17 protein-coding genes are annotated in these 20,120 nt (G+C 38.0%); 14 read left to right on the forward strand and 3 right to left on the reverse strand.

The genetic code is table 11. The features are described 5' to 3' along the window. Positions 1-220: 220 nt before the first annotated feature. Positions 221-844: a DUF6273 domain-containing protein gene (locus AC6R0T_RS00095; RefSeq protein WP_303753667.1), complete on the reverse strand. Its 624-nt coding sequence runs from the start codon at positions 842-844 to the stop codon at positions 221-223. 311 nt (positions 845-1,155) lie between these two features. Here AC6R0T_RS00095 and AC6R0T_RS00100 point away from each other — a divergent pair, with 311 nt between their 5' ends. After that, positions 1,156-2,808 carry a MutS-related protein gene (locus tag AC6R0T_RS00100; protein WP_303753668.1) on the forward strand — a complete coding sequence of 551 codons (1,653 nt, stop codon included), beginning with the start codon at positions 1,156-1,158 and terminating at the stop codon, positions 2,806-2,808. A 103-nt stretch (positions 2,809-2,911) separates the two neighbouring features. On the opposite strand, the gene AC6R0T_RS00105 is transcribed toward AC6R0T_RS00100, so the two are convergent. Continuing rightward, on the reverse strand, positions 2,912-3,901 hold the full coding sequence (locus AC6R0T_RS00105) for a LacI family DNA-binding transcriptional regulator (protein ID WP_303753669.1): 990 nt from the start codon (positions 3,899-3,901) through the stop codon (positions 2,912-2,914). Between the two features lie 179 nt (positions 3,902-4,080). Between AC6R0T_RS00105 and AC6R0T_RS00110 the strand changes: the two genes are divergently transcribed. The 9 genes from AC6R0T_RS00110 to dnaB all read left to right on the forward strand — a co-directional run bounded on the left by AC6R0T_RS00110 (position 4,081) and on the right by dnaB (position 14,967). Beyond that, positions 4,081-5,397 carry an ABC transporter substrate-binding protein gene (locus AC6R0T_RS00110; protein ID WP_303753670.1) on the forward strand — a complete coding sequence of 439 codons (1,317 nt, stop codon included), beginning with the start codon at positions 4,081-4,083 and terminating at the stop codon, positions 5,395-5,397. Further along, the gene (locus tag AC6R0T_RS00115; protein WP_230709799.1) at positions 5,397-6,272 is read left to right on the forward strand and encodes a carbohydrate ABC transporter permease; all 876 of its coding nucleotides are present in this window, start codon (positions 5,397-5,399) and stop codon (positions 6,270-6,272) included. Before AC6R0T_RS00110 ends, AC6R0T_RS00115 begins: the two co-directional genes overlap by 1 nt. After that, positions 6,259-7,095, forward strand: coding sequence for a carbohydrate ABC transporter permease (locus AC6R0T_RS00120; RefSeq protein ID WP_230709797.1), 837 nt, complete (start codon positions 6,259-6,261; stop codon positions 7,093-7,095). The genes AC6R0T_RS00115 and AC6R0T_RS00120 overlap by 14 nt, the downstream gene beginning before the upstream one ends. A gap of 12 nt (positions 7,096-7,107) precedes the next feature. Beyond that, positions 7,108-8,616 (forward strand): alpha-amylase family glycosyl hydrolase, encoded by a 1,509-nt coding sequence (locus tag AC6R0T_RS00125; protein WP_303753671.1) that lies wholly within the window; start codon positions 7,108-7,110, stop codon positions 8,614-8,616. Next, a complete protein-coding gene (locus AC6R0T_RS00130) occupies positions 8,617-9,516 on the forward strand; it encodes a DUF1861 family protein (RefSeq protein WP_303753672.1) in 900 nt (299 codons plus the stop codon). Positions 9,517-9,526: 10 nt separating this feature from the next. Continuing rightward, positions 9,527-10,588, forward strand: coding sequence for a BtaManbiosPhlase (locus tag AC6R0T_RS00135; RefSeq protein ID WP_303753673.1), 1,062 nt, complete (start codon positions 9,527-9,529; stop codon positions 10,586-10,588). A gap of 5 nt (positions 10,589-10,593) precedes the next feature. After that, the gene (locus AC6R0T_RS00140) at positions 10,594-12,315 is read left to right on the forward strand and encodes a phospho-sugar mutase (protein ID WP_303753674.1); all 1,722 of its coding nucleotides are present in this window, start codon (positions 10,594-10,596) and stop codon (positions 12,313-12,315) included. Between the two features lie 10 nt (positions 12,316-12,325). Then, entirely contained in the window at positions 12,326-13,291 is a 966-nt protein-coding gene (locus tag AC6R0T_RS00145) for a DUF1861 family protein (RefSeq protein WP_230709788.1), read from the forward strand. A 302-nt stretch (positions 13,292-13,593) separates the two neighbouring features. Next, positions 13,594-14,967, forward strand: coding sequence for a replicative DNA helicase (gene dnaB, locus AC6R0T_RS00150; protein WP_206902952.1), 1,374 nt, complete (start codon positions 13,594-13,596; stop codon positions 14,965-14,967). A gap of 195 nt (positions 14,968-15,162) precedes the next feature. Here dnaB and AC6R0T_RS00155 read toward each other — a convergent pair whose 3' ends face one another. Beyond that, positions 15,163-15,993, reverse strand: coding sequence for a hypothetical protein (locus AC6R0T_RS00155; protein WP_303753675.1), 831 nt, complete (start codon positions 15,991-15,993; stop codon positions 15,163-15,165). Between the two features lie 163 nt (positions 15,994-16,156). Between AC6R0T_RS00155 and AC6R0T_RS00160 the strand changes: the two genes are divergently transcribed. From AC6R0T_RS00160 to AC6R0T_RS00175, 4 genes are all read left to right on the forward strand, one after another. Next, positions 16,157-16,714 carry a sigma-70 RNA polymerase sigma factor region 4 domain-containing protein gene (locus tag AC6R0T_RS00160; protein WP_303753676.1) on the forward strand — a complete coding sequence of 186 codons (558 nt, stop codon included), beginning with the start codon at positions 16,157-16,159 and terminating at the stop codon, positions 16,712-16,714. 286 nt (positions 16,715-17,000) lie between these two features. Further along, positions 17,001-17,615, forward strand: coding sequence for a VanZ family protein (locus tag AC6R0T_RS00165; protein ID WP_303753677.1), 615 nt, complete (start codon positions 17,001-17,003; stop codon positions 17,613-17,615). Between the two features lie 392 nt (positions 17,616-18,007). Beyond that, positions 18,008-18,751, forward strand: a complete 744-nt coding sequence (locus AC6R0T_RS00170) for a MerR family transcriptional regulator (protein ID WP_303753678.1) — start codon at positions 18,008-18,010, stop codon at positions 18,749-18,751. 81 nt (positions 18,752-18,832) lie between these two features. Then, a complete protein-coding gene (locus AC6R0T_RS00175; protein ID WP_303753679.1) occupies positions 18,833-20,071 on the forward strand; it encodes an MFS transporter in 1,239 nt (412 codons plus the stop codon). The last annotated feature ends 49 nt before the right edge of the window (positions 20,072-20,120 follow it).

A 20,120-nucleotide genomic window follows, 5' to 3' on the forward strand; every position in this document is an offset into this window, starting at 1 on the left:
TGCCTACAACGGCTTTTCAAGGAGCGCATTTGGTAAAGTGGAGAATATAGGTCAACCATTTCTCTGAAATAAAAAATAAGACTAAAAAACACCAATTTCTGTTTGACGTAACGTATTTTTTCGTCAGAAGAAGTTGGTGTTTTTGTCTTTATATTGCAATCAGAAAAGCATCCTAAATCAGACTGTTTTTTTGTATCAGTAAACTTAGGAAATTTAAAAATCAGTGGAGAGAATCAAGGGAAAGCCATAATGCTGGGCGCAAACCACCACTATTATCACCTGTTAGAGGGTGAATGGTGGTGCTACTGTAGTGATCTGTTTTATTACCCTGAATTCCGACGTTGCCGTCACCGTGTATATAAATTGCCCGCTGCAAATCGCGTCCAGGAGTACGCAGCCACCACCACCAAATATGCTGATCATAAAAGGCGCGGCGTTGATCATTATTTGGATCTTTCTTTTGGAACCAATACCGTTGTTTCGGGCTTTTTTGCATAAGGTTTTTGCTGCTGTCACCAAAATAGTGGCAGACCACTTCTTCTAAGCTTAGCAGGAAAATGTGATCGTAGGTCTTATTGCCGCCAGTAACGTTGTACCAGGGATTATCAGCTGTCAAAATTTCAGTAGTTAAAATTTTTTCCCTATTTTGAGGTGCAAATGATTGGTAGAAGGTGTCGTTTAAATAGGCTCTCACTCCACTGGTTTCCCAAGTGACATCTCCTTTTTTGTGATGATAGGGACGCTGCTGGATAATATCTTCTGTTATCAATAAGAGGCGCCGCTCCTCTTTTGCTAATATCCGCCAAGTAAAACGATCAAAAGTCAGTGTATCGCCAATTTCCATAGCTGTCTCCTTTTTAGTTAGGCCGTTAAGTCATTTTAATCCTGACTAAAAGATAGAAAAAAGGCCTGCTTTTTATAATGATATTTTAATTTTAGCATAAAAGCGTATCCGTTACAGTTGCCAGAACAACTCAGAAATAAAAAAGCTTAAAAATAAAAGATTATATCCGGTATAATAAGGACACGTTGCAAGTGGATCGCTATTTTTACTTTTTATAAAAGAAGCCATTGCAAAATTTATGCGTGTTTTTAGTTGTGGGACTAAAAATAGGTTCGAAAAAATGAAATAACTAAAATTGATGAGGTGTAAAAATGTCACAAGAAATGATTTTAGTCATAACGCTCGCAGTCTTTGTACCGGTGGTGTTAGTTGCGCTGAATTACCGGTCTAGGATGAAGTTAAAACAAAGTATCCGACAAAAATGGGGGACACAGCCATATCAAAGCCGGCTTGATCAAGAGGAAAGCTTGAAAGAAGCCTGGCTGGAAGAAAAAAAATATCATCACTATGAAGCAGAAGTCGATGATTTGACTTGGTATGATTTAGATATGGCTAGTATTTTTGCCTTGTTGAACAATACTTACTCCAGCGTAGGTTCAGAAGCTCTTTACAAGCGTTTGCGCAATTACAACTTTAACGATCAAAAACGCTATGAAGCCTTAATCAAATTTTTTGCTGAAAACTCAGCGACAAGAGAAAAAGTGCAATATCTTTTTGCAAATTTAGGGAAACAAGACAATAATTTTTCCAAGCAATATCTGGCAGAAGGTGGTAAAAATAAATTACCAAACACATGGCTATATGTTATTTTAGGATGTATACCAATTTTGGCGATTTTAGCATTACCGTTGCAACCAGCTTTGTTTTTAATTGTTATTTTATTAAGCTTCTTTTTCAATGTAATCCTCTATTTCACCCAAAAATTTCGTTTGGAAAGAGAACTGACAATCATGCGTTATCTGGTGCAAACGCTGGTTTTGGCTAAAAAATTAAGCAAAGTTGCAACCCCGTTACAAGCCGACATAAAAGAAAAGGTAAAACCATTTAATGGCATTGAAAAATTTGCTTTTTCTTTTCGCGTCAAAGGAAATTCAGAAGCCGAAATTTTATTTGAACTGGTTAATATGATCTTTTTATTGCCGTTGATTTCTTATAATTATGTATTAGGAAAAATTACGCGGTACAATAAAGCGGCCATCTCACTATGGGATAATTTGGGGGATTTAGAAGTTGCCTTAGCGATTTTGAATTTTCGGACGTATATGCCCTTAACGTGTCAGCCTGTGGTAAAAGAAGGTGGTGTCGTTGCACAAGCGATTTATCATCCTTTAATTCAACATGCCGTGGCTAATCCAGTCGACTGGCAAAAAAATACGCTCGTAACAGGCTCCAATGCTTCAGGAAAATCCACTTATGTCAAAAGTATCGCAATCAACTGCATTTTAGCGCAATCGATTAATACCGCAACTGCTGAATCCTTCACATTAGAACCAGGGCATGTATTAAGTTCGATGGCTGTTGAAGATGATTTATTTGAAGGGGATAGCTATTTTGTGGCTGAGATCAAATCAATTAAACGTTTATTGGACAAAGTTGCAACCAACGAACGCTGTTATTGCTTTATTGATGAAATTTTAAAAGGTACCAATACGATCGAACGAATTGCTGCCTCCAGCAGTGTAGTAGAGTGGTTATCACAACAAGCTAGCTTGGCCTTTGTCGCAACTCACGACATCGAATTAACCGAAATTTTGAAAAACAGTTGTGACAATCTCCATTTTGAAGAACAAGTCACCGCTGAAAATGGTATCACATTTGACTATCGCTTGCGTCAAGGCGCAGCAAAATCCCGCAACGCCATCGCGTTACTTGGCGTTTTAGGCTACCCTGCTACATTAGTTGCAAATGCTAAAAAAGAAGCGGTTTATTTTGATCAGAAAAAAAGTTGGCAAGTGTTGGCGTAAGGGGGAGTCTTGGATAAAAACGACTTTACATTAGTTTAACAAAAAAGATTACAAACTACATGACAAGTAGTTTGTAATCTTTTTTTATTTGTAATTCGGATGACTATTTAAGTTTTACTGAACTGCGAATATTTAAACTTGGAATAATTTGTTGATGAACAAAAGGCGTAGCCGGATTTTCTATTCTTTGCATAAGAGCTTGTACAGCCAGTTGTCCCATAAAGTGCAGGTCAGTTGCAATATTTGTAATGGGCGGAACAGCCATACGCGTAAATTCTGTGTCATCGTAACAAATAATACTAATATCATCTGGAATAGTATATCCAGCAGATTGTAAGTAACTATTTAACATAAATGCTAAACCAGAGTTGACGCAAAACCAAGCGTCAGGCATTTTTTCAATATTTTTTAGCTTATTAAAAAGTGCTCCTTGTGTTTCTTCAATCTGAGTCACTTCTATTTTTTTATCATAAGCCAAGCCATACTCGCTCAGTGCGCGATGATATCCCCGATAACGTTCTAAATAACTTGGTGAAAATTCAATGTCACCAATAAAGCCAATTCTCTTTAAGTCATTTTCAAGCAATAGAGAAACAGCTTGGAATGTTCCATCTGTATTTTTTGAAAGAATAGCATCAGCTAATAAAGAAGGATCATGATGGTCAACGAGCACAACCGGGAGTTGTGTAGCGATAACTTCCTTTATGTAATTATTGTCACTATGCGATAAAAGAATTACACCATGATAATCTAAAATATTTGCCGGTAAAGTTAAATTCTTTATTTCTTTTTGAGTCAATGGATGAATATCTAGCTGGCACCCTTTTTTTCGAAGAGCATCTTCAATACTTTTAATGATCTCCCCAAAGAAACTTGTTTGTGAAATTGCAAATTCAGTAGCTACTAATAAGATGCGTTTTTCTCTATTTGTAAGAGGAGTAGTTTGGTATTCGTAGCCGATTTCATCGGCTTTTTGTAATACTAAGTTTTTTGTTTTTTGACTGACGCCTGGTTTGTTTCGTAATGCTTGTGAAACTGAATTTTTTGAGATTCCCAGTGCATCTGCAATATCTTGCATGGACGCTTTTTTCATGTTTATCACCTGATTTTCTAAGCTTTGTATTAAGTATATCATAAATTACTAAAAAATGTAATGTTTTGTAATTGTAAAATGTAATTATAAAAATATCATTACAAAACATTGACAACACGAATTACACATTGTAAGATACGTGTTGTAAAGAAAACGTTTACCATTTAGGAGGAACGATGATGAAAATGAACAAATTGATCGTAGGTATTTCTGCTTTATTGTTAGGAACTGTTGCTTTGGCTGGTTGTGGCAATTCCGGCGCAAAAGATTCTGGTTCAAGTGATGGCAAAACTAAAGTTACTTTTTGGGCCGCTCCAAATCCTACCCAAGTAAAGTATTGGGAAGAAATGGCGACTGAATTTGAGAAACAAAACAAAGATATCGATGTTGAAGTTAGTCAAATGAAAGAAAGCCCATCTTCTGAAGCCACTATTCAAAGTGCAATTGCATCAAAAACGGCACCCACACTATCTGAAAATATTAATCGTAGTTTTGCGGCACAGTTAGCAGCTAGTAAGGCAATTTTACCATTAGATAAAGAAAGTGACTTTAAAAATGTTGTCGAAAAAAGAAATATGAGTAAAACAATCGAGAGCTGGAAATTTTCTGATGGCAGTCAATACGTTTTACCAGTCTATTCAAATCCAATTTTGTTTGGTTGGCGTTTAGATACATTAAAAGAGCTAGGTTTTAATGAACCGCCTAAGACATACTCAGAATTATTAAAAGTTGTCGAAAAAATTAAAGGTACAGATAAAGCCTTGTGGGCGAAAAAAGATATTGCCGATCCAACTGCTTGGATGCGTTGGTTTGACTTCTTCCCATTGTATGACGCAGCAAGTAAAGGTGCCAATTTTGTTGAAAATAATAAATTTGTTGCAGATGAAAAAGCAATGGAAAATGTTTTTGATTTAATGAGCACATTATCTAAAGATAAAGTTTTGCGCACTGGTGAAGCGACTGATCCATTTGAAAATGGCGATAGCGTTATGACCGACATTGGCCCTTGGACATTCCCGAACTGGGCAGAAAAATATCCAGAGCTAAAATTTGGTGAAAATTACACAGTTACAACACCCGTTGTCCCAGATGAATTAGCTAATGAAGAAAATGTTTCCACATATGCTGATGCTAAGGGAATTGTGATGTACGCGCAAGCAACGGAAAAAGAACAAGCTGCTGCGATGAAATTTTTAGAATTTGTTTTTGGTGATGAAAATAATGATATGAAATTATTAGAAACAACTTCTTTGATTCCTGCACGTGATGATGCAACAGAAAATGCTGCGTTTAAAGAATACTTCGAAAAAAATCCAGTAATGGAAGTTTATGCTGCTAACGTTCCAAATGCAGTTCCAGCAATGGATAATGAAAAGTACAACGATATTCAACAAGTGTTTGGCGAACAAGCATGGGTACCTGTTGTTCGAGGTGAAAAAGCACTGGCTAAAGCCGTTACAGATGCAAAGAAAGCCGTTGAAGGGGCGCTTCAATAATGAACAAAAATACAAAATTGGGCTGGTTATTTACCAGCCCATACCTTATTTTTACATTTATATTTTTCCTTTTACCATTACTGTGGTCATTTTGGCTAGCCTTAACAAGTTGGAACATGATCTCACCAGATGTTGAATTTGTTGGAATCAAAAATTTTATCGATGCAGTCAAAAGTCCCGCGATTCAAGCGGCTTTTGTTGTTACATATAAGTTTTTGATTGTTTTTGTTCCAATGGCCATGATTATGTCGATGATTATTGCACTTTTAGTTAATAGTTTACCGAAGTTAAAAGGTTTGTATATGGTAGCTTTTTTCCTACCGTATCTTTCCAGTGGTGTTGTAACTTCCTTGATTGTTAAGGGATTACTATCTTATAACGGTCCTTTCAATACATTTTTACGTAATAAAATGGGCTGGGATATTGATTGGCTAGGAAATCCACATACGGCCATCATTATTGTGTCCTTGATGATTGCCTGGAAAATGTCTGGCTATTATGGTCTGATTTTAATTTCGGGTTTAAGCAATATTAATCAAGAAATTTATGAAGCTGCGGCTATTGATGGTGTCACACCGTGGAATCGTTTTTGGAAGATCACATTTCCAATGTTATATCCCGCTTTCTTCACAGTGGCTGTACTTGCTGTGGGGGTTAGTTTCGGCATATTTACGGAGGTCTATCAATTGACTGGTGGGGGTCCTAATTTTGCTACTAATACGTGGCAAATGGAAATTTACAATCAAGCCTTTGTCGGTTTGAAGTCAGGTTATGCTTCTGCTGTAGCTTTATTAGCCTCTGTGGTCACTTTTGCATCAATTGGAATCATTCGCAAGCTTTTAGAAAAATGGGGTGAAAGAAATGGTTGGACTTAAAAGAACGAAAGGACAAACCATTCTATTATATGTTGTTACGACATTAGTAATGTTAGTTATGATTTTTCCGTTTATTTATCTGGTAATGCATTCTTTTGCATCATGGGACCAAGTGGACCGCAAATTAATTCCGAGTCATTTTAGTTTGCGTTCATGGACGTGGTTATTTGGCGGATCGGCTACTTCAGCTAATGTTCCTTGGGTGGGCGCATTTATTAATACGGTTATCGTAGCTACCATCGCGACGTTTTTAATGTTGTTATTTGCATTGATGGTGGGATATGCCTTAGCAAAAATTGAATTTAAAGGCAAAAAATTTGTTAATAATTTTATTTTATTCCAAATGTTTTTCCCAGCCATTATTTTGTTGATTCCACAATTTTTAATGATTACAAATGTGGGATTACTTGATTCTTACGCAGGTATGATTATTCCAACGGCGATTAGCTTGTGGGCAATTTTTATGTATACCAACTTTTTTAAAGCAATTCCCGATGCCTTAATTGAAGCAGCAAAATTAGATGGCGCTTCTGAATTGCAAGTACTTTTTAAAGTTGTTTTACCAATGTCTAAATCTATTACAACAGTCATCTTTTTATTCTTGTTTACGGATCGTTGGACCAACTTATTGTGGGATATGATTGTTTCAAAAAGTGATAGTACGGTTACGTTGAATGTTTTAATCTCTCAAATGTTTGGCCCTTATGGTACGTATCCTGGACCAATGTATGCTGCTTCGGTATTGCTGACATTACCTTTGATTATTTTATTTTTAATCTTCTCTAAACGATTCCAAGATGGCATGCAATTTACTTTGAAGTAGGAGCAAACAAATATGTGGTGGGAAAAAGCTGTTTTTTATGAAATTTATCTACCTTCTTTTGCAGATAGTAATGGCGATGGGATTGGGGATTTTAACGGAATAAAAGAAAGATTGCCTTACTTGAAGCAATTAGGGATAGATGCACTTTGGCTGACACCTTTTTATCCATCACCAAAAATTGACAATGGATATGATGTGTCAGATTACTGCGATGTAGACAGGCAATATGGCACATTACAAGATTTAGAAGAACTAATTCAAGTGGCAAAAAAAAGTGGGATGCACGTCATTATCGATGTTGTTTTTAATCACACATCGACGCAACATCCTTGGTTTCAATCAGCATTACAAAGTACAGAGGACAAAAAACGAGATTGGTATATCTGGCGAGATAGACCGAATAATTGGGAAAGTTTTTTCGGTGGGTCGGCGTGGGAATACGATGAAAAAAGCCAACAATATTATTATCACAGTTTTGCCAAAGAACAAGCTGATCTAAATTGGCACAATCCTGCCGTCAAGCAAGCAATCTTTCAAATACTGGATTTTTGGATAAAAAAAGGTATTGATGGTTTTCGTTTTGATGTGATTAATAACCTAACTGTCAGCCAGGACTTTAAAGATAATCCAGTTGATGAAACCAGGCGACAGATTCACCAAAATGATGTAAATCAACCAGGTGTTCTCGCTATTTTAAAAGAAATCAATGCGTATATTAAAAACTGCAATCCAGAACTGTTTACTGTAGCCGAAATTAGCTCCGATGATCTTAAATGTATTGAACAGTATGTTGGGGCGGAGTTATTTGATACCGCTTTTAATTTCAATTTAGGTAGTCAAGAAAAACTGAATTTAAATTATTTTGCAAGCCAGTATGAAGCTATGAATACTGCTGCTGAAAAATTGCCAACGCTCTTTTTTAATAGTCATGATATGAGTCGGTCTTGGGAGCGTTTGGCAGACAAAAACGTAGATGTTTATTACTTGTTAATTGTCTTATTAACAATCAACCATGGCATAACTTTTTTATTTCAAGGAGAAGAATTAGGGTTAGGTGATTTCTTAGCTGCTAATTTGACAGATATTCGTGATATTCAAGCGAAAAATAAGTATTTTGAATTATTGCCCTCTGACGGTGAAGTAAGAGCGATAGCAGCAGCAAACCTAGTTAATCGTGATCGTTCAAGAGGAATGTTGCCCTTTAATATAAAGGGGTGGATTGGCTCAGCAAAAGTGAACGAGTCAGAAAAAGTAATTATGGCTGGCTACAAAGCGTTAATTGCACTGCGGCATAAAGAAGGTCCATTTTTACCCTTAGAAAAAATTCAAGCAGAAAATGACCTGCTTTCTTATTGGAGCGGTGATATTCACGTGATACTGAACTTTTCCGAGAAACCACGTCAGATTGAACTATTGGAAGATAGGCCGTGGCAGACGTTATGGTCCCATAATGGGCCGTATTTAGCAAAAAATAAAATTTACTTGCCCGAAAGAGCAGGTTGGATAGGAAAGAGAAATTAAATGATTTATGCGGAAGAGCTATTAAAAAAATACCGTGAAGAGCAACTTTATTCTAAAGCAACCGTCTTAACATTCAAAGATGTAGCAGACAAAGATGTTTATAATATTACGGCGCCATTTTTGCTAGAGGGACAAGTGGTTCTTGCAGGTAGAGTTGAGTCTAGAGATGATGAACATTCAGAAATCGTCTTGTTTACAGAAGCTGAAGAGAATACGTGGGTGCCTATTAAAGAAAGCGTTCGTCTTTCTTTACAAGATCCTTTCTTTACCGAAATTGATGGTGACATCATTTTAGGCGGCGTGGAAGTAAGCTTTCTTTCGTCAGGACAAGCCAAATGGCGTACCGTCTTTTACCGTTTAGAAACCAGCCAAGATGCTGTCCAAATTTTTGCCGGTCCATGGGGAATGAAAGATTTACGTTTAAAACAATTAAATGATGGGAAAATTCTTGTGTTAACACGTCCACAAGGTACAAAAGGTGGACGCGGCAAAATTGGAGCTGTGATTATTGACGACTTAGCATCTTTGTCCGTTGCGCTTATTGAAGATGCACCGTTACTAGCAAATCAGTTTACAGATAGTCAGTGGGGCGGAGCCAATGAAATTCATCAAACTAAAACATCTATTTGGGTTTTAGGGCATATTGCGAACTTTGATGAAGAAAATAATCGTCATTATTACGCAATGGCTTTTGAATTAGACTTAGCCAACTTCGCCATGAAAAATGCCAAGATTATTGCCGAAAGAAAAGATTTCGCAGCTGGACCAGCTAAACGGCCAGATTTAGTTGATGTTGTTTTTAGTGGCGGGATTGTTATGAAAGATCAAAAAGCCGTGATATATGCTGGGATCAGTGATGCTGGTGCTCAAAAATTAGAAATTGAAAATCCGTTTAGATAGAGGTTATGACATGAAAATAGATCGTTTTGCAGAGAACCCGTTAATTACACCTAAAGATGTGACGCCACTTCATGAAGGTTATGAAGTGATTGGAGCCTTTAATGGCGGCGTTGCCAAATACAATGATGAAGTATTGCTATTACTACGCGTAGCAGAAAGACCCATCTCTAAAGATCCAGAAATTATTAAAGCTCCAGTTTATGATGCACAAAAAAAAGAAATGACTATTATTGAATTCAATCGTAATGATCCCAAATATGATTTTGAAGATCCTCGTATGATTCGTCATACAGATAAGCTTGATAGTTTTGCTTATTTGACCTCTATTTCTTATATTCGCATTGCCCGCAGTCAAGACGGTCATAACTTCACCATTGATGATAAAGCCTTCTTATATCCATTTAACGAATACCAAAATTATGGGATTGAAGATGCGCGTTGTACAAAAATTGGTGACACGTATTACGTTAATTTTAGCTCAGTATCTCCTGTAGGTGTGTGTGATTCATTGATTGCTACGCAAGATTTTGAAAGCTATCAAGATTTGGGAAATATCTTTGCACCAGAGAATAAGGACGTTTTAATTTTTCCAGAAAAAATTAATGGGAAGTATTATGCACTGCATCGTCCTTCGCTTAAAAGTATCGGAAACTATGATATTTGGATTGCGTCATCTCCAGATTTAGAAAGTTGGGGACATCACCAACATTTAATCGGTATTCGCCCAGATTCTTGGGATAGTGGTCGTGTGGGTGGTGGTTTAGTGCCAATCAAAACGGCAGAAGGCTGGCTCGTTCTTTACCACGGCGCGACACCCGAACATCGTTACTGTATGGGAGCAGCCTTACTAGATTTAGAAGATCCGACTAAAGTTTTGGCGCGCTCTAACCAACCAATTATGGAACCAGATGCTGAATATGAAAAGAATGGTTTCTTTAGCGATGTTGTCTTTGGATCTGGCGGGATAGTAAAAGAAGATCAATTAACCATGTATTACGGTGTCGCAGATACTTCAATGGCAGGTTGCACCTTCTCCATTGCTGAAATTATTAGACAAACAAAAGAGGGCTAGCAGGAATGAATTGGCAAGAAAAATTACAAGAGTGGCAAGATTTTGCGACTTTAGATTTAGACTTGAAAAATGAATTAGACCAAGTGACTGACCAAGCAAATTTAGAAGATCGTTTTTATCGTTATCTTGAGTTTGGCACAGGTGGTATGCGCGGAGAACTAGGGGCGGGTACGAATCGAATTAATAATTATACGATTAAACGCGTTGCGCTAGGGCTGGCACGCTATATTGAAGAAAATGGTTCTTCCGCTTGTGAGCGTGGCGTAGTAATTTCTTATGATAACCGCTATAAATCAGAAGAGTTTGCCACATGGACGGCGCGCATTTTAGCAGCCTGCGGTGTTAAAGTTTTTTTGTCTGATACATTACGCCCGACGCCAGAACTTTCTTATCTAGTTCGTCACTATCATGCTTTTGCAGGAGTTATGATAACGGCTAGTCACAATCCCAAACAATACAACGGCTTTAAAGTATATGGCTCAGATGGTGGTCAAATTACGCTGGAAACTGCTGAACGCCTAATGACGTTATTAGAAAGTATTACAGATGAACTTCAAATTACCGCAAAATCTCGTGCCTACTATGAAAAAAATGACCGGATTACTGTATTTTCTGAAGAAGCAGATCAGTGGTATATTGAAGAATTAAAAAATGTTGTACAAAATCAAAAATTAGTCGCAAAAGAAGGTAAAAACTTAGCGGTTATTTACACACCACTACATGGTACGGGAAAAGTTTTAATCAAAAAGGCTTTTGCTGCCTTTGGCTTTGATAATTTAAGACTTGTTTCAGCGCAAGAAGATCCAGATCCAGGCTTTTCTACTGTGACTTCTCCTAACCCAGAAGATCAGGCAGCATTTGCTTTGGCATTAGAAGAAACAAAGAAAAATCCAGCTGATCTATTAATTGCTACTGATCCGGACGCAGATCGTTTAGGCGTAGTTGTGTTTAAACAAGACCAACCGATTTATTTAAATGGTAATCAAATTGGTGTTTTACTCTTGGACTATTTGATCCAACAAAAATCACCAGCGGATGTGAAAAATTATTTTTTAGCAAAGACAATTGTTACTTCTGATTTAGGTGCAAAAATTGCAGCAAAACACGGACTGCAAGTACGTAATACATTAACAGGCTTTAAATTTATTGGTGAACAAATCAAATTATCGGAACAAAAACAAGACAAAAAATTTCTCTTTGGTTATGAAGAAAGTTTTGGCTATTTAATTTCTCCTTTTGTCCGCGACAAAGATGCAATCCAAGCGGCCACGTTATTGGCAGAAGTTGCATTGGTTTGTAAGCTGTCAGATCGTAGCCTAGTAGATCGACTAGAAGAAATTTACCAAGAATATGGCTATTTTGAAGATGACTTAGAAACAAAAGTTTTTCTAGGAAAAGATGGTATTGCGGAAATGGCACAATTAGTTGAAAACTTACGTCAAAAAGAAGTGACCCACTTAGCAGGTGAGGCAGTTGTGTTTAAAGAAGATTATGGCTTAGGTACGCAAAAGAATTTAGTAACGCAGAAAGTAACCAAACTAACGCTGCCACAATCCAATGTTATAAAATTAATTTTGGCAGATGAGTCGTGGGTTTGTGTCAGACCCTCTGGCACAGAACCTAAATTTAAGATTTACTATTCAGTAAACGCTTCTTCAAAACAGGTAACAGAATCAAAATTGCAAGCGCTAAAAAGCGATTTTCATCAAATGCTGACAGAACTATAAGGAGATTAGTATGAAGGCAGATCAAAGAAAACGAGAATTTGAAGCCAACGTTTCAAATCACCCTCAAGCTGACATTTTGACATTTTCAGGTGTTGAAGAATTCGATGTATACAATTGTTCGCAACCTTTCAAAATTGAAAAAAACTGGTATTTATTTGGTCGTGTTGAACGCCGTGATGAATGGATGCGTTCATGGGTAAGATTATTTATTAGGGTAGAAAAAAATCATTGGACCTTAGTTGAAGATGCGATGATTTACCAACTGGAAGATCCATATATTGCTAAAATAGCGGATGATTTTGTCCTTGGTGGTACCCATGTTCAGGTGAAACAAGAAGATGTTTTAGACGCATATTATGGGTATTTTTACTATGGCAAACAATTAGATAATTTAAAATACTTCACTACGGGTCCAAAAAATATGAAAGACATTCGTATTGTCCCGCTTGCTGATGGCAGAATCGGTGTTTTTTCGCGGCCACGGGATAAAGAGCTAATTGCAACGTATGGTAGTGAAGCATTAATTGGTTTTACGATTATCGACAGTTTAAACGAGTTGACGGCTGACAAAATTAATCAAGCGAAAATATTACCTAATTTATTTGCCGATTTAGAATGGGGCGGCGTCAATCAAGCATTTTTACTCGATTCTGGTAAAGTTGGTGTGATTGGTCACTTATCTTTTAACCAAGATGATCAAAGCGTGTATACCATAGTTTCTTTTGTATTGAACCCTCTTACATTAGAAATAGCAGATTATCAAATCATTGCAACAAGAAGTTGTTATCCAACTGCACCGGCTAAACGAGCCTTTTTACAAGATTGTTGTTTTCCTTCAGGGATGATTTACCACACTGATGATTTTTGTGAGCTATATTCAGGCTTAGGCGATACATGTGAAGGTGTGATGGTAATTTCCTACCCATTCAAAGGTCACGGTAAAATAGTAGAAAAACAATATATTGTGAGCGACTAATGCAATTGCACTGATTCCATGGCAAATTTTTTTGCCATGGATTTTTTTTATAATCGTAATATGAAGTTAACGTCTAATTTATACCTTCAAAGAACGCACAACAAAAAGTTAACATCAAAAAATAAAGCCGCCCAATCCCAAGCTAAAAAGCTTTTTAACACTTTTTTAAAGCTTGCTTTAAAGGGATGGACAGCATTTTTTTGACGCATTTTTTCTCTTGGGAGGCACTTGCCATATATTGTACTTTTACTGAAAGTTATGTAAAATTAGTAGACTGAAAACTTTTAGGAGCGATTATAATTATGGCAGTAGAAGATATGTGGCAAGACCGCATGCCGCCGCAAGATATTCAAGCGGAGCAGGCTGTTTTAGGTTCGATTTTTTTGGCTCCCGATGAGCTGATTAATGCGATGGAAGTTTTGAGTGCCAAAGATTTTTATCAGCGGCGCCATCAGCTGATTTACCAAGCGATGATCAATTTATTTGATCGTAATGAAGCCGTTGACGTGGTGACGTTAAAAGCAGAATTGGAAAGAGGCAATGCTTTAGAAGATGTCGGTAGTGTCGGCTATTTAGTTGAATTATCCCAAGCGACGCCTTATGCAGGCAGCATTGGCTTTTATGCGAAAATTGTCGCGGACAAAGCATTATTGCGCAATTTAATCCAGGCTGCAAATAAAATTGTCGCCGCCGGGTATGAACAAGATGAAGACGTTTCGGCCATTGTCGAAGATGCAGAACGGGGAATTTTGGAGGTTTCTGAGCGCCGTAATAGTAATGGTTTCCAAGCCATTGAGGACGTGCTGCAAGAAACCTTCCGCAACATCGATCAATTAGCGCAAAACGATGAAGCCATCACGGGGATTCCAACTGGTTATCCGGCATTAGATAAAATGACGGCTGGTTTGCAGCAAGGGGAATTAATTATCTTAGCTGCCCGGCCCGCGGTGGGGAAAACGGCCTTTGCATTAAATATCGCCCAAAATATTGGGACGAAAACCGATGCTTCGGTGGCGATTTTTAGTCTGGAAATGGATGCGGAATCGTTAGTTAAGCGGATGCTTTGTGCCGAAGGTCTGATTGACGCAGGGCATTTGAAGACCGGTCAATTAACCGATGAAGAGTGGGGCAATTTAGTGGTGGCAATGGGAAGTTTATCCCGTGCCAGTATTTTTATCGACGATACCCCGGGGATTAAAGTTTCTGAGATTCGCGCCCGTTGTCGTCGCTTGGCCCAAGAAAAAAAAGATTTGGGTTTGATTTTAATCGATTATTTGCAATTGATTGAAGGGACTGGACGGGAAAATCGCCAACAAGAAGTTTCTGAAATTTCTCGGCAGTTGAAAAAATTGGCGAAAGAATTAAAAGTGCCGGTTATTGCCTTATCTCAGCTTTCCCGTGGGGTAGAACAACGGCAAGATAAACGGCCCGTGATGTCTGATATTCGGGAATCTGGTTCCATTGAGCAAGATGCCGATATCGTTGCCTTTTTATACCGGGATGATTATTATCAACGGGATTCAGATGATCCAGATGAACAAGAAGACACCCGCGATAATATTATCGAAGTTATTATCGAAAAAAATCGTTCTGGTGCCAGAGGGACGGTGGAATTGATGTTTATTAAAGAATACAATAAGTTTTCATCGCTTTCTCTGCGGGAGGACGCCATGTAACGTAAGATGAATAAAAGCGGTTGTGATAAAGGAAAGTTTGCCTTTGTCACAACCGTTTTTTTAGTTTTTTGTTGTGGGTAGTTGTTAAAAAAGATCCCTGTGTCTTTTTAAAACTAAAATTCAGTAAAAAGTTGTAGAAGGGTTTTTGTAACTGATCGCTCAAAGTTTGCGACAAACGGCTGCATATAAGTTTTTTTAAAGAAAAGCGGTAATTTTGTGTTGGTTGTCATACCAGGTTTCGTAATCTTCGCATAATGATTGAACGGCTTTATGGTGGCGCAGCGTGTCGTAGTGGGGGTAGAAAAACTGATTGGGCCAATGGCGTTGTCTGCTGTCAATTTCACTGCAAGCGGCGTTAATCAAAGGTGTAGGATCGATGTTTAAGTATTTGGCGACCGAATCGATTTGGGTGAGACGATCATAATTTTCTTCTTTTTTTATTTGGGTATGCAAAATGAAGGCTTTACTCATGCAGTGAATCAGAGCAGTTTTTTTAATGGGGATGACACAATCAAAACCTAATAAAGTTTTGACAATATTCTGATGGTTGGCGCAGTAAAAATCAGCCAGAATAATCGGATTGATCCAGACCGTGTTTTTCGGGGCGGTCTTGCTACCAGTTAAGGGTAAAAGGCAAAAATCGCGGGTAGCAAAAGGTGCTTTTTTGAAGTGGTAAAGGCTTGCGACGGCTTCAAAATAAAGTTCGCTGTCTTGGCAGCGGTAGGCAGGGAGGATGCGCTTTTTAAGTAATTGTGTCGGCGTACCATAAACTAGCGCCAACCCCTCATCACTAAAAACAAGAGAATACTGGCATTTTAGTTTTTCGTAGGGGATTAAAGCATAATATGTTTTGCCAAGGGAAAGCTCGGCATGGGGAATAAGCTGATCAGCCAGCTGATGACGAGAATCTTTGGTCAAAATAAAAGGTTGCTGCGGCAAGAAAGGGGAGATTTTAGCTCGAATTAGACTGATTTCGGGGCGTAAATGGAACTTTAAACAGTTTTCGTCAATTGGGACATAGGTCATTGAATCGCTTCCTTTCAAAAAGAACTTTAATTAACTATAGCTATTTTTTTGCAGGGTTGTCAGCTAAAATGGGGTTCTTTTGCTGTTTATTTTTAGGTAGCAGTAAGTCTTCTTTTTCTAAAATATAGTTACCGGCCGGAATAAAGCAAAAGAGGAAATTTAGATGAAAGAACAATTGATGAATGAAGCGTTGGAGCACTACGATACCTTGTTTCGTCGCGTTTTGGCTAAAGAGAATATCTTTGTGCAAAATAGTGAGTATGATGACTGTCTGCAAGAGATGCGGTTTAATTTAATTGAGCTGCTGCATGATTATCGGGATTTGGAAATTTTCAAAGAAGATTACAATAACAGTTATCTATTTCGCCGTTTTCAGTGGCTTTGCCAAGACTGTCGTCGCAAATATTTAAAGCGACCAGAAACATTGCTAGAAGAAGACGCCGAGCAAATTCAGGCGCCCTTTGATTTTATCGCAGACATTGAATTAGCGGAAATGCTGCAGCAAATTTATCTAGAACTAAGTGAAAGTGAACAGCGGGCTTTTACTTCGTTACTTATTGACAGTCACCAGCTGCAGGATAATATAACAGCTACAAGACAGTTTCCTTTGAAATATCCCAAAAGTAAGCCGCAAAAGAAAATTTCCCGCCAAGTGCGGGCTTATTACCGCAAAAAATTGCGGCGCGTCCGCAGTCAAATAAAAAAGGCGATGGAAAAATAAGGCTGCAATGCACTTGTCTGAAATAAAAGATAAGTAATGGGGGAGTTGCTGGTATTGAAAAAGCAAAAAAATTTGTTTCACATGAAACATTTTGAAATAGAAGTCTGAGAATGGGGGCGTTTTTAGCCAGGTAGTCAAGTGATTAGCCAAATTTGAAAGACAGCACTCCGAGATTGTTTTAGTTTTCTCTTAAGTATTTTAAGCCAAATTGACGCCACAATAGCTGCTAGTGTACTGTTTTGTGTAGTACACTAGCAGCTACATTTTTCCAAATGGAGGAAATAACATGGATAACTACACAATTTTTGATTATTTATGGGAAATTCTTTTTGTAAATCCCTTAGCTTTAATCGGCGTTATTTTGATTACAGCTTATATTTTGTCGTTTAAATTGTCTTGGCGGCGAAAAATTGCGATTTTGCTTCCGGCACTATTGCTGTTTTACTATTTGCAAATTGGCTTAACGCATATTTTTGGCATTACCACAGTGGGGGAATTGCAGCGCATGCTGCGATTAGGTGAAGGTGTTTTTCATCCCAGGTGGGAATGGCGTCTGCTAGCAGAAGGGCTATCTAGTGGCTTTATCGCAAATATTATGGTCTTTATGCCAATTGGTTTTTTACTGCCTTTTATTAGCCGCAGTTTTCAAAAGGTGTACAAGACGGTATTTCTTGGCGCGGGCATTTCTTTAGCTATCGAAATTAGCCAAATCTTCACGTTATATCGGGCAACGGATATCAATGATCTTTTAGCAAATACAATCGGAACGCTAATCGGGTGGTGTTGTTTCAAACTTGTCGCTAAAATTTTCAAACTGCAAGCAACAGTAGAAGCACAAACCCGATTTTTACCTATCATTGTTGTGGTCATTGCTTTTTTAAATGTATTTTTGAATGTTTAACTTTTTCAATGAAGCCAGCAATAAACGCGTGCTTTGTTTTTGTTTAGGATTTTATTTTGCTAGCTGGTTACTATTTGACGGCAGTAAATGCTACCCCGGGGATACGCAAGTGGAAAAACAAAAAAAGATTTCTACACGCAATCGCTTTTTCAATTTAAGTGTCAAGTATTGAATATGGAATATGAATACCTTACTGAAAAAGTAGTGGTAAAAAACCAGAGCTAGATTTATTTTTTGCACTAAAAGAGACATAAGCTGATAACAAAATTTAATTAATTGGCTATTTGTCTTCGACTAAGTAAATTTGCTAGAAGCTAAGGCAGCAAATATTTAAAAAAGGATCAAAGGAAATCAAGCTGATAACTAATGGTCTTTGTGAAAGGAGGCATATTATGCCAATGAAAACTTATCGAACGGCCGAGGTGGCGGCTGCAATTGGTGTACATCCTAATACGATTCGTTTTTATGAAGAGCAAGGACTTTTGCCAGTAATTCCGCGCTTGAAAAATGGTTATCGTATTTTTGATGAGACGCATCTCTTACAAGCAAAGTTGATTCGACTTGCATTTCAGGCAGAAATTCTCAGTAGTAATTTGCGGAAAAGCGCCATTGATATTGTAAAAACAGCGGCTAATGGTAACTTTTCTCGTGCTATCGAAAAAACCGAGAAGTATCAAACACAAATTAAAGAGGAAATTCAAAAAGCGCTGGAGGCGATAACCTTAACAGAAACGATTCTAGCTGATCCACATAAAGCAGATACTGTCTTTGAGGGCAATACAATAAGTAGAAGGGAAGCGGCGATCCAAATTGGCGTGAGCATGGATGTCCTGCGGGATTGGGAACGTAATGGTTTAATTGAAATTCCCCGCAAAGGAAATCGGCGAATGTATGGTGCAATGGAGTTGAATCGCTTGAAAATTATTGCTGTTTTACGCCATGCAAACTACTCGCAAATGGCTATTAGGCGCATGCTTACACAATTAGAGCAGGGGAACATCAATTTGCGCGCCGTCATTGATACGCCTGAGGACAATGAAGATATCATCTCAGTTGCAGATCGTTACCTAACGTCGCTTACTTTAGCATTAGCGGATACGAAAAAAATGCTAGTCATTTTACGTGAATTACGCTAAAAAGAAAGCAACCCTCCAGTATACCACCACCTTATTTTTTGATGTTAACCTAGTGTTACACGAAAAATAAGGGGGGATTTAATGAAAAAGCAAGCAAGTACGCTGACAAATCCAGCGTGGCAAAAAAATACAGTGCTATTTATTAGTAGTCAGGCAATTACGCTGTTTGGTTCCTCCATTGTTCAAATGGCGATTATTTGGCAAGTTGCACTGGAAACATCCTCGGGTCTCTGGATTACGCTACTCTCTTTAAGCGGAACCTTGCCGCAGTTGATTGTTTCTTTCTTCGGTGGTGTCTTGGCAGACCGCTATGCTAGGAAAAAACCAATTATTTTAGCCGATAGTTTCATTGCGGTCGTTACGTTTATGCTAGCAATGGTCATTTTAATTGGCCGAACAGCTGATCTATTACCTTGGCTTTTAGTCGTATCCATGCTGCGCTCGCTTGGATCAGGTATTCAAACACCCGCGGTCAGTGCTGTAATTCCACAAATCGTGCCGGAAGAACATTTAATACGCTATAACGGAATTAATAGCAGTATGCTAGCTATTGTCCAGTTTGCCGCACCGGCCGTAGCTGGCGCTATTTTATCTTTGGCGCCCTTCTATGTGATTTTGTTACTAGATGTACTGACAGCCATAATAGGTCTACTGATTTTGTTGTTTGTCGTTATTCCTTATCAAAAGCCGGAACCATCAAAGGAAAAAGTTAGTTTCTTTAGCGATATGAAAAGTGGCGTGAGCTATGCGGCAAAGAACAGTTTAGTGAGAAAGACACTGTTAGCATTTGGTACCTTCATTTTTCTCTGTACACCATCAGGGTTTCTTTCTGTTTTAATGATTGAACGCATTTTTGGTGACAGTTATATGTATTTAAGTGTCAATGAAATGGCGGGCTTTGCCGGCATGGTGGTTGGCGGACTGATACTGGGTATGTGGGGCGGCTTTAAAACGCGACAAAAGACAATGGCCCTAGGCTTAATTTGTTATGGCCTATTTTCAGTGCTGTTGGGTTTTGTAGATAAATTTTGGCTATTTGTTGCCTTAATGTTTATGATTAGTTTTTTTATTCCGGTAGTGCAGTCTTCCGCCACGACATTGTTGCAAGAAAATGTGCCCGAGGAAAAACTTGGACGAGTCTTTAGTCTATTTGGCATTATGTACAATGGGTTTATGCCGCTGGGAATGGCTTTTTTTGGACCACTAGCAGATAAGGTGGAGATTCAATTTCCCGTAATCTTTTGCGGTATAGCGATACTTGTACTTGGATTCAAGCTATTATTTGATCTAAATGTTAGCGGAAAAGCAACGTTACCTTAAAACTCACAAAGAGAATATCCTGTAATTTTTAACGATGAATAAAAATTGA

The organism is Enterococcus sp. S86.2 (assembly GCF_059834485.2).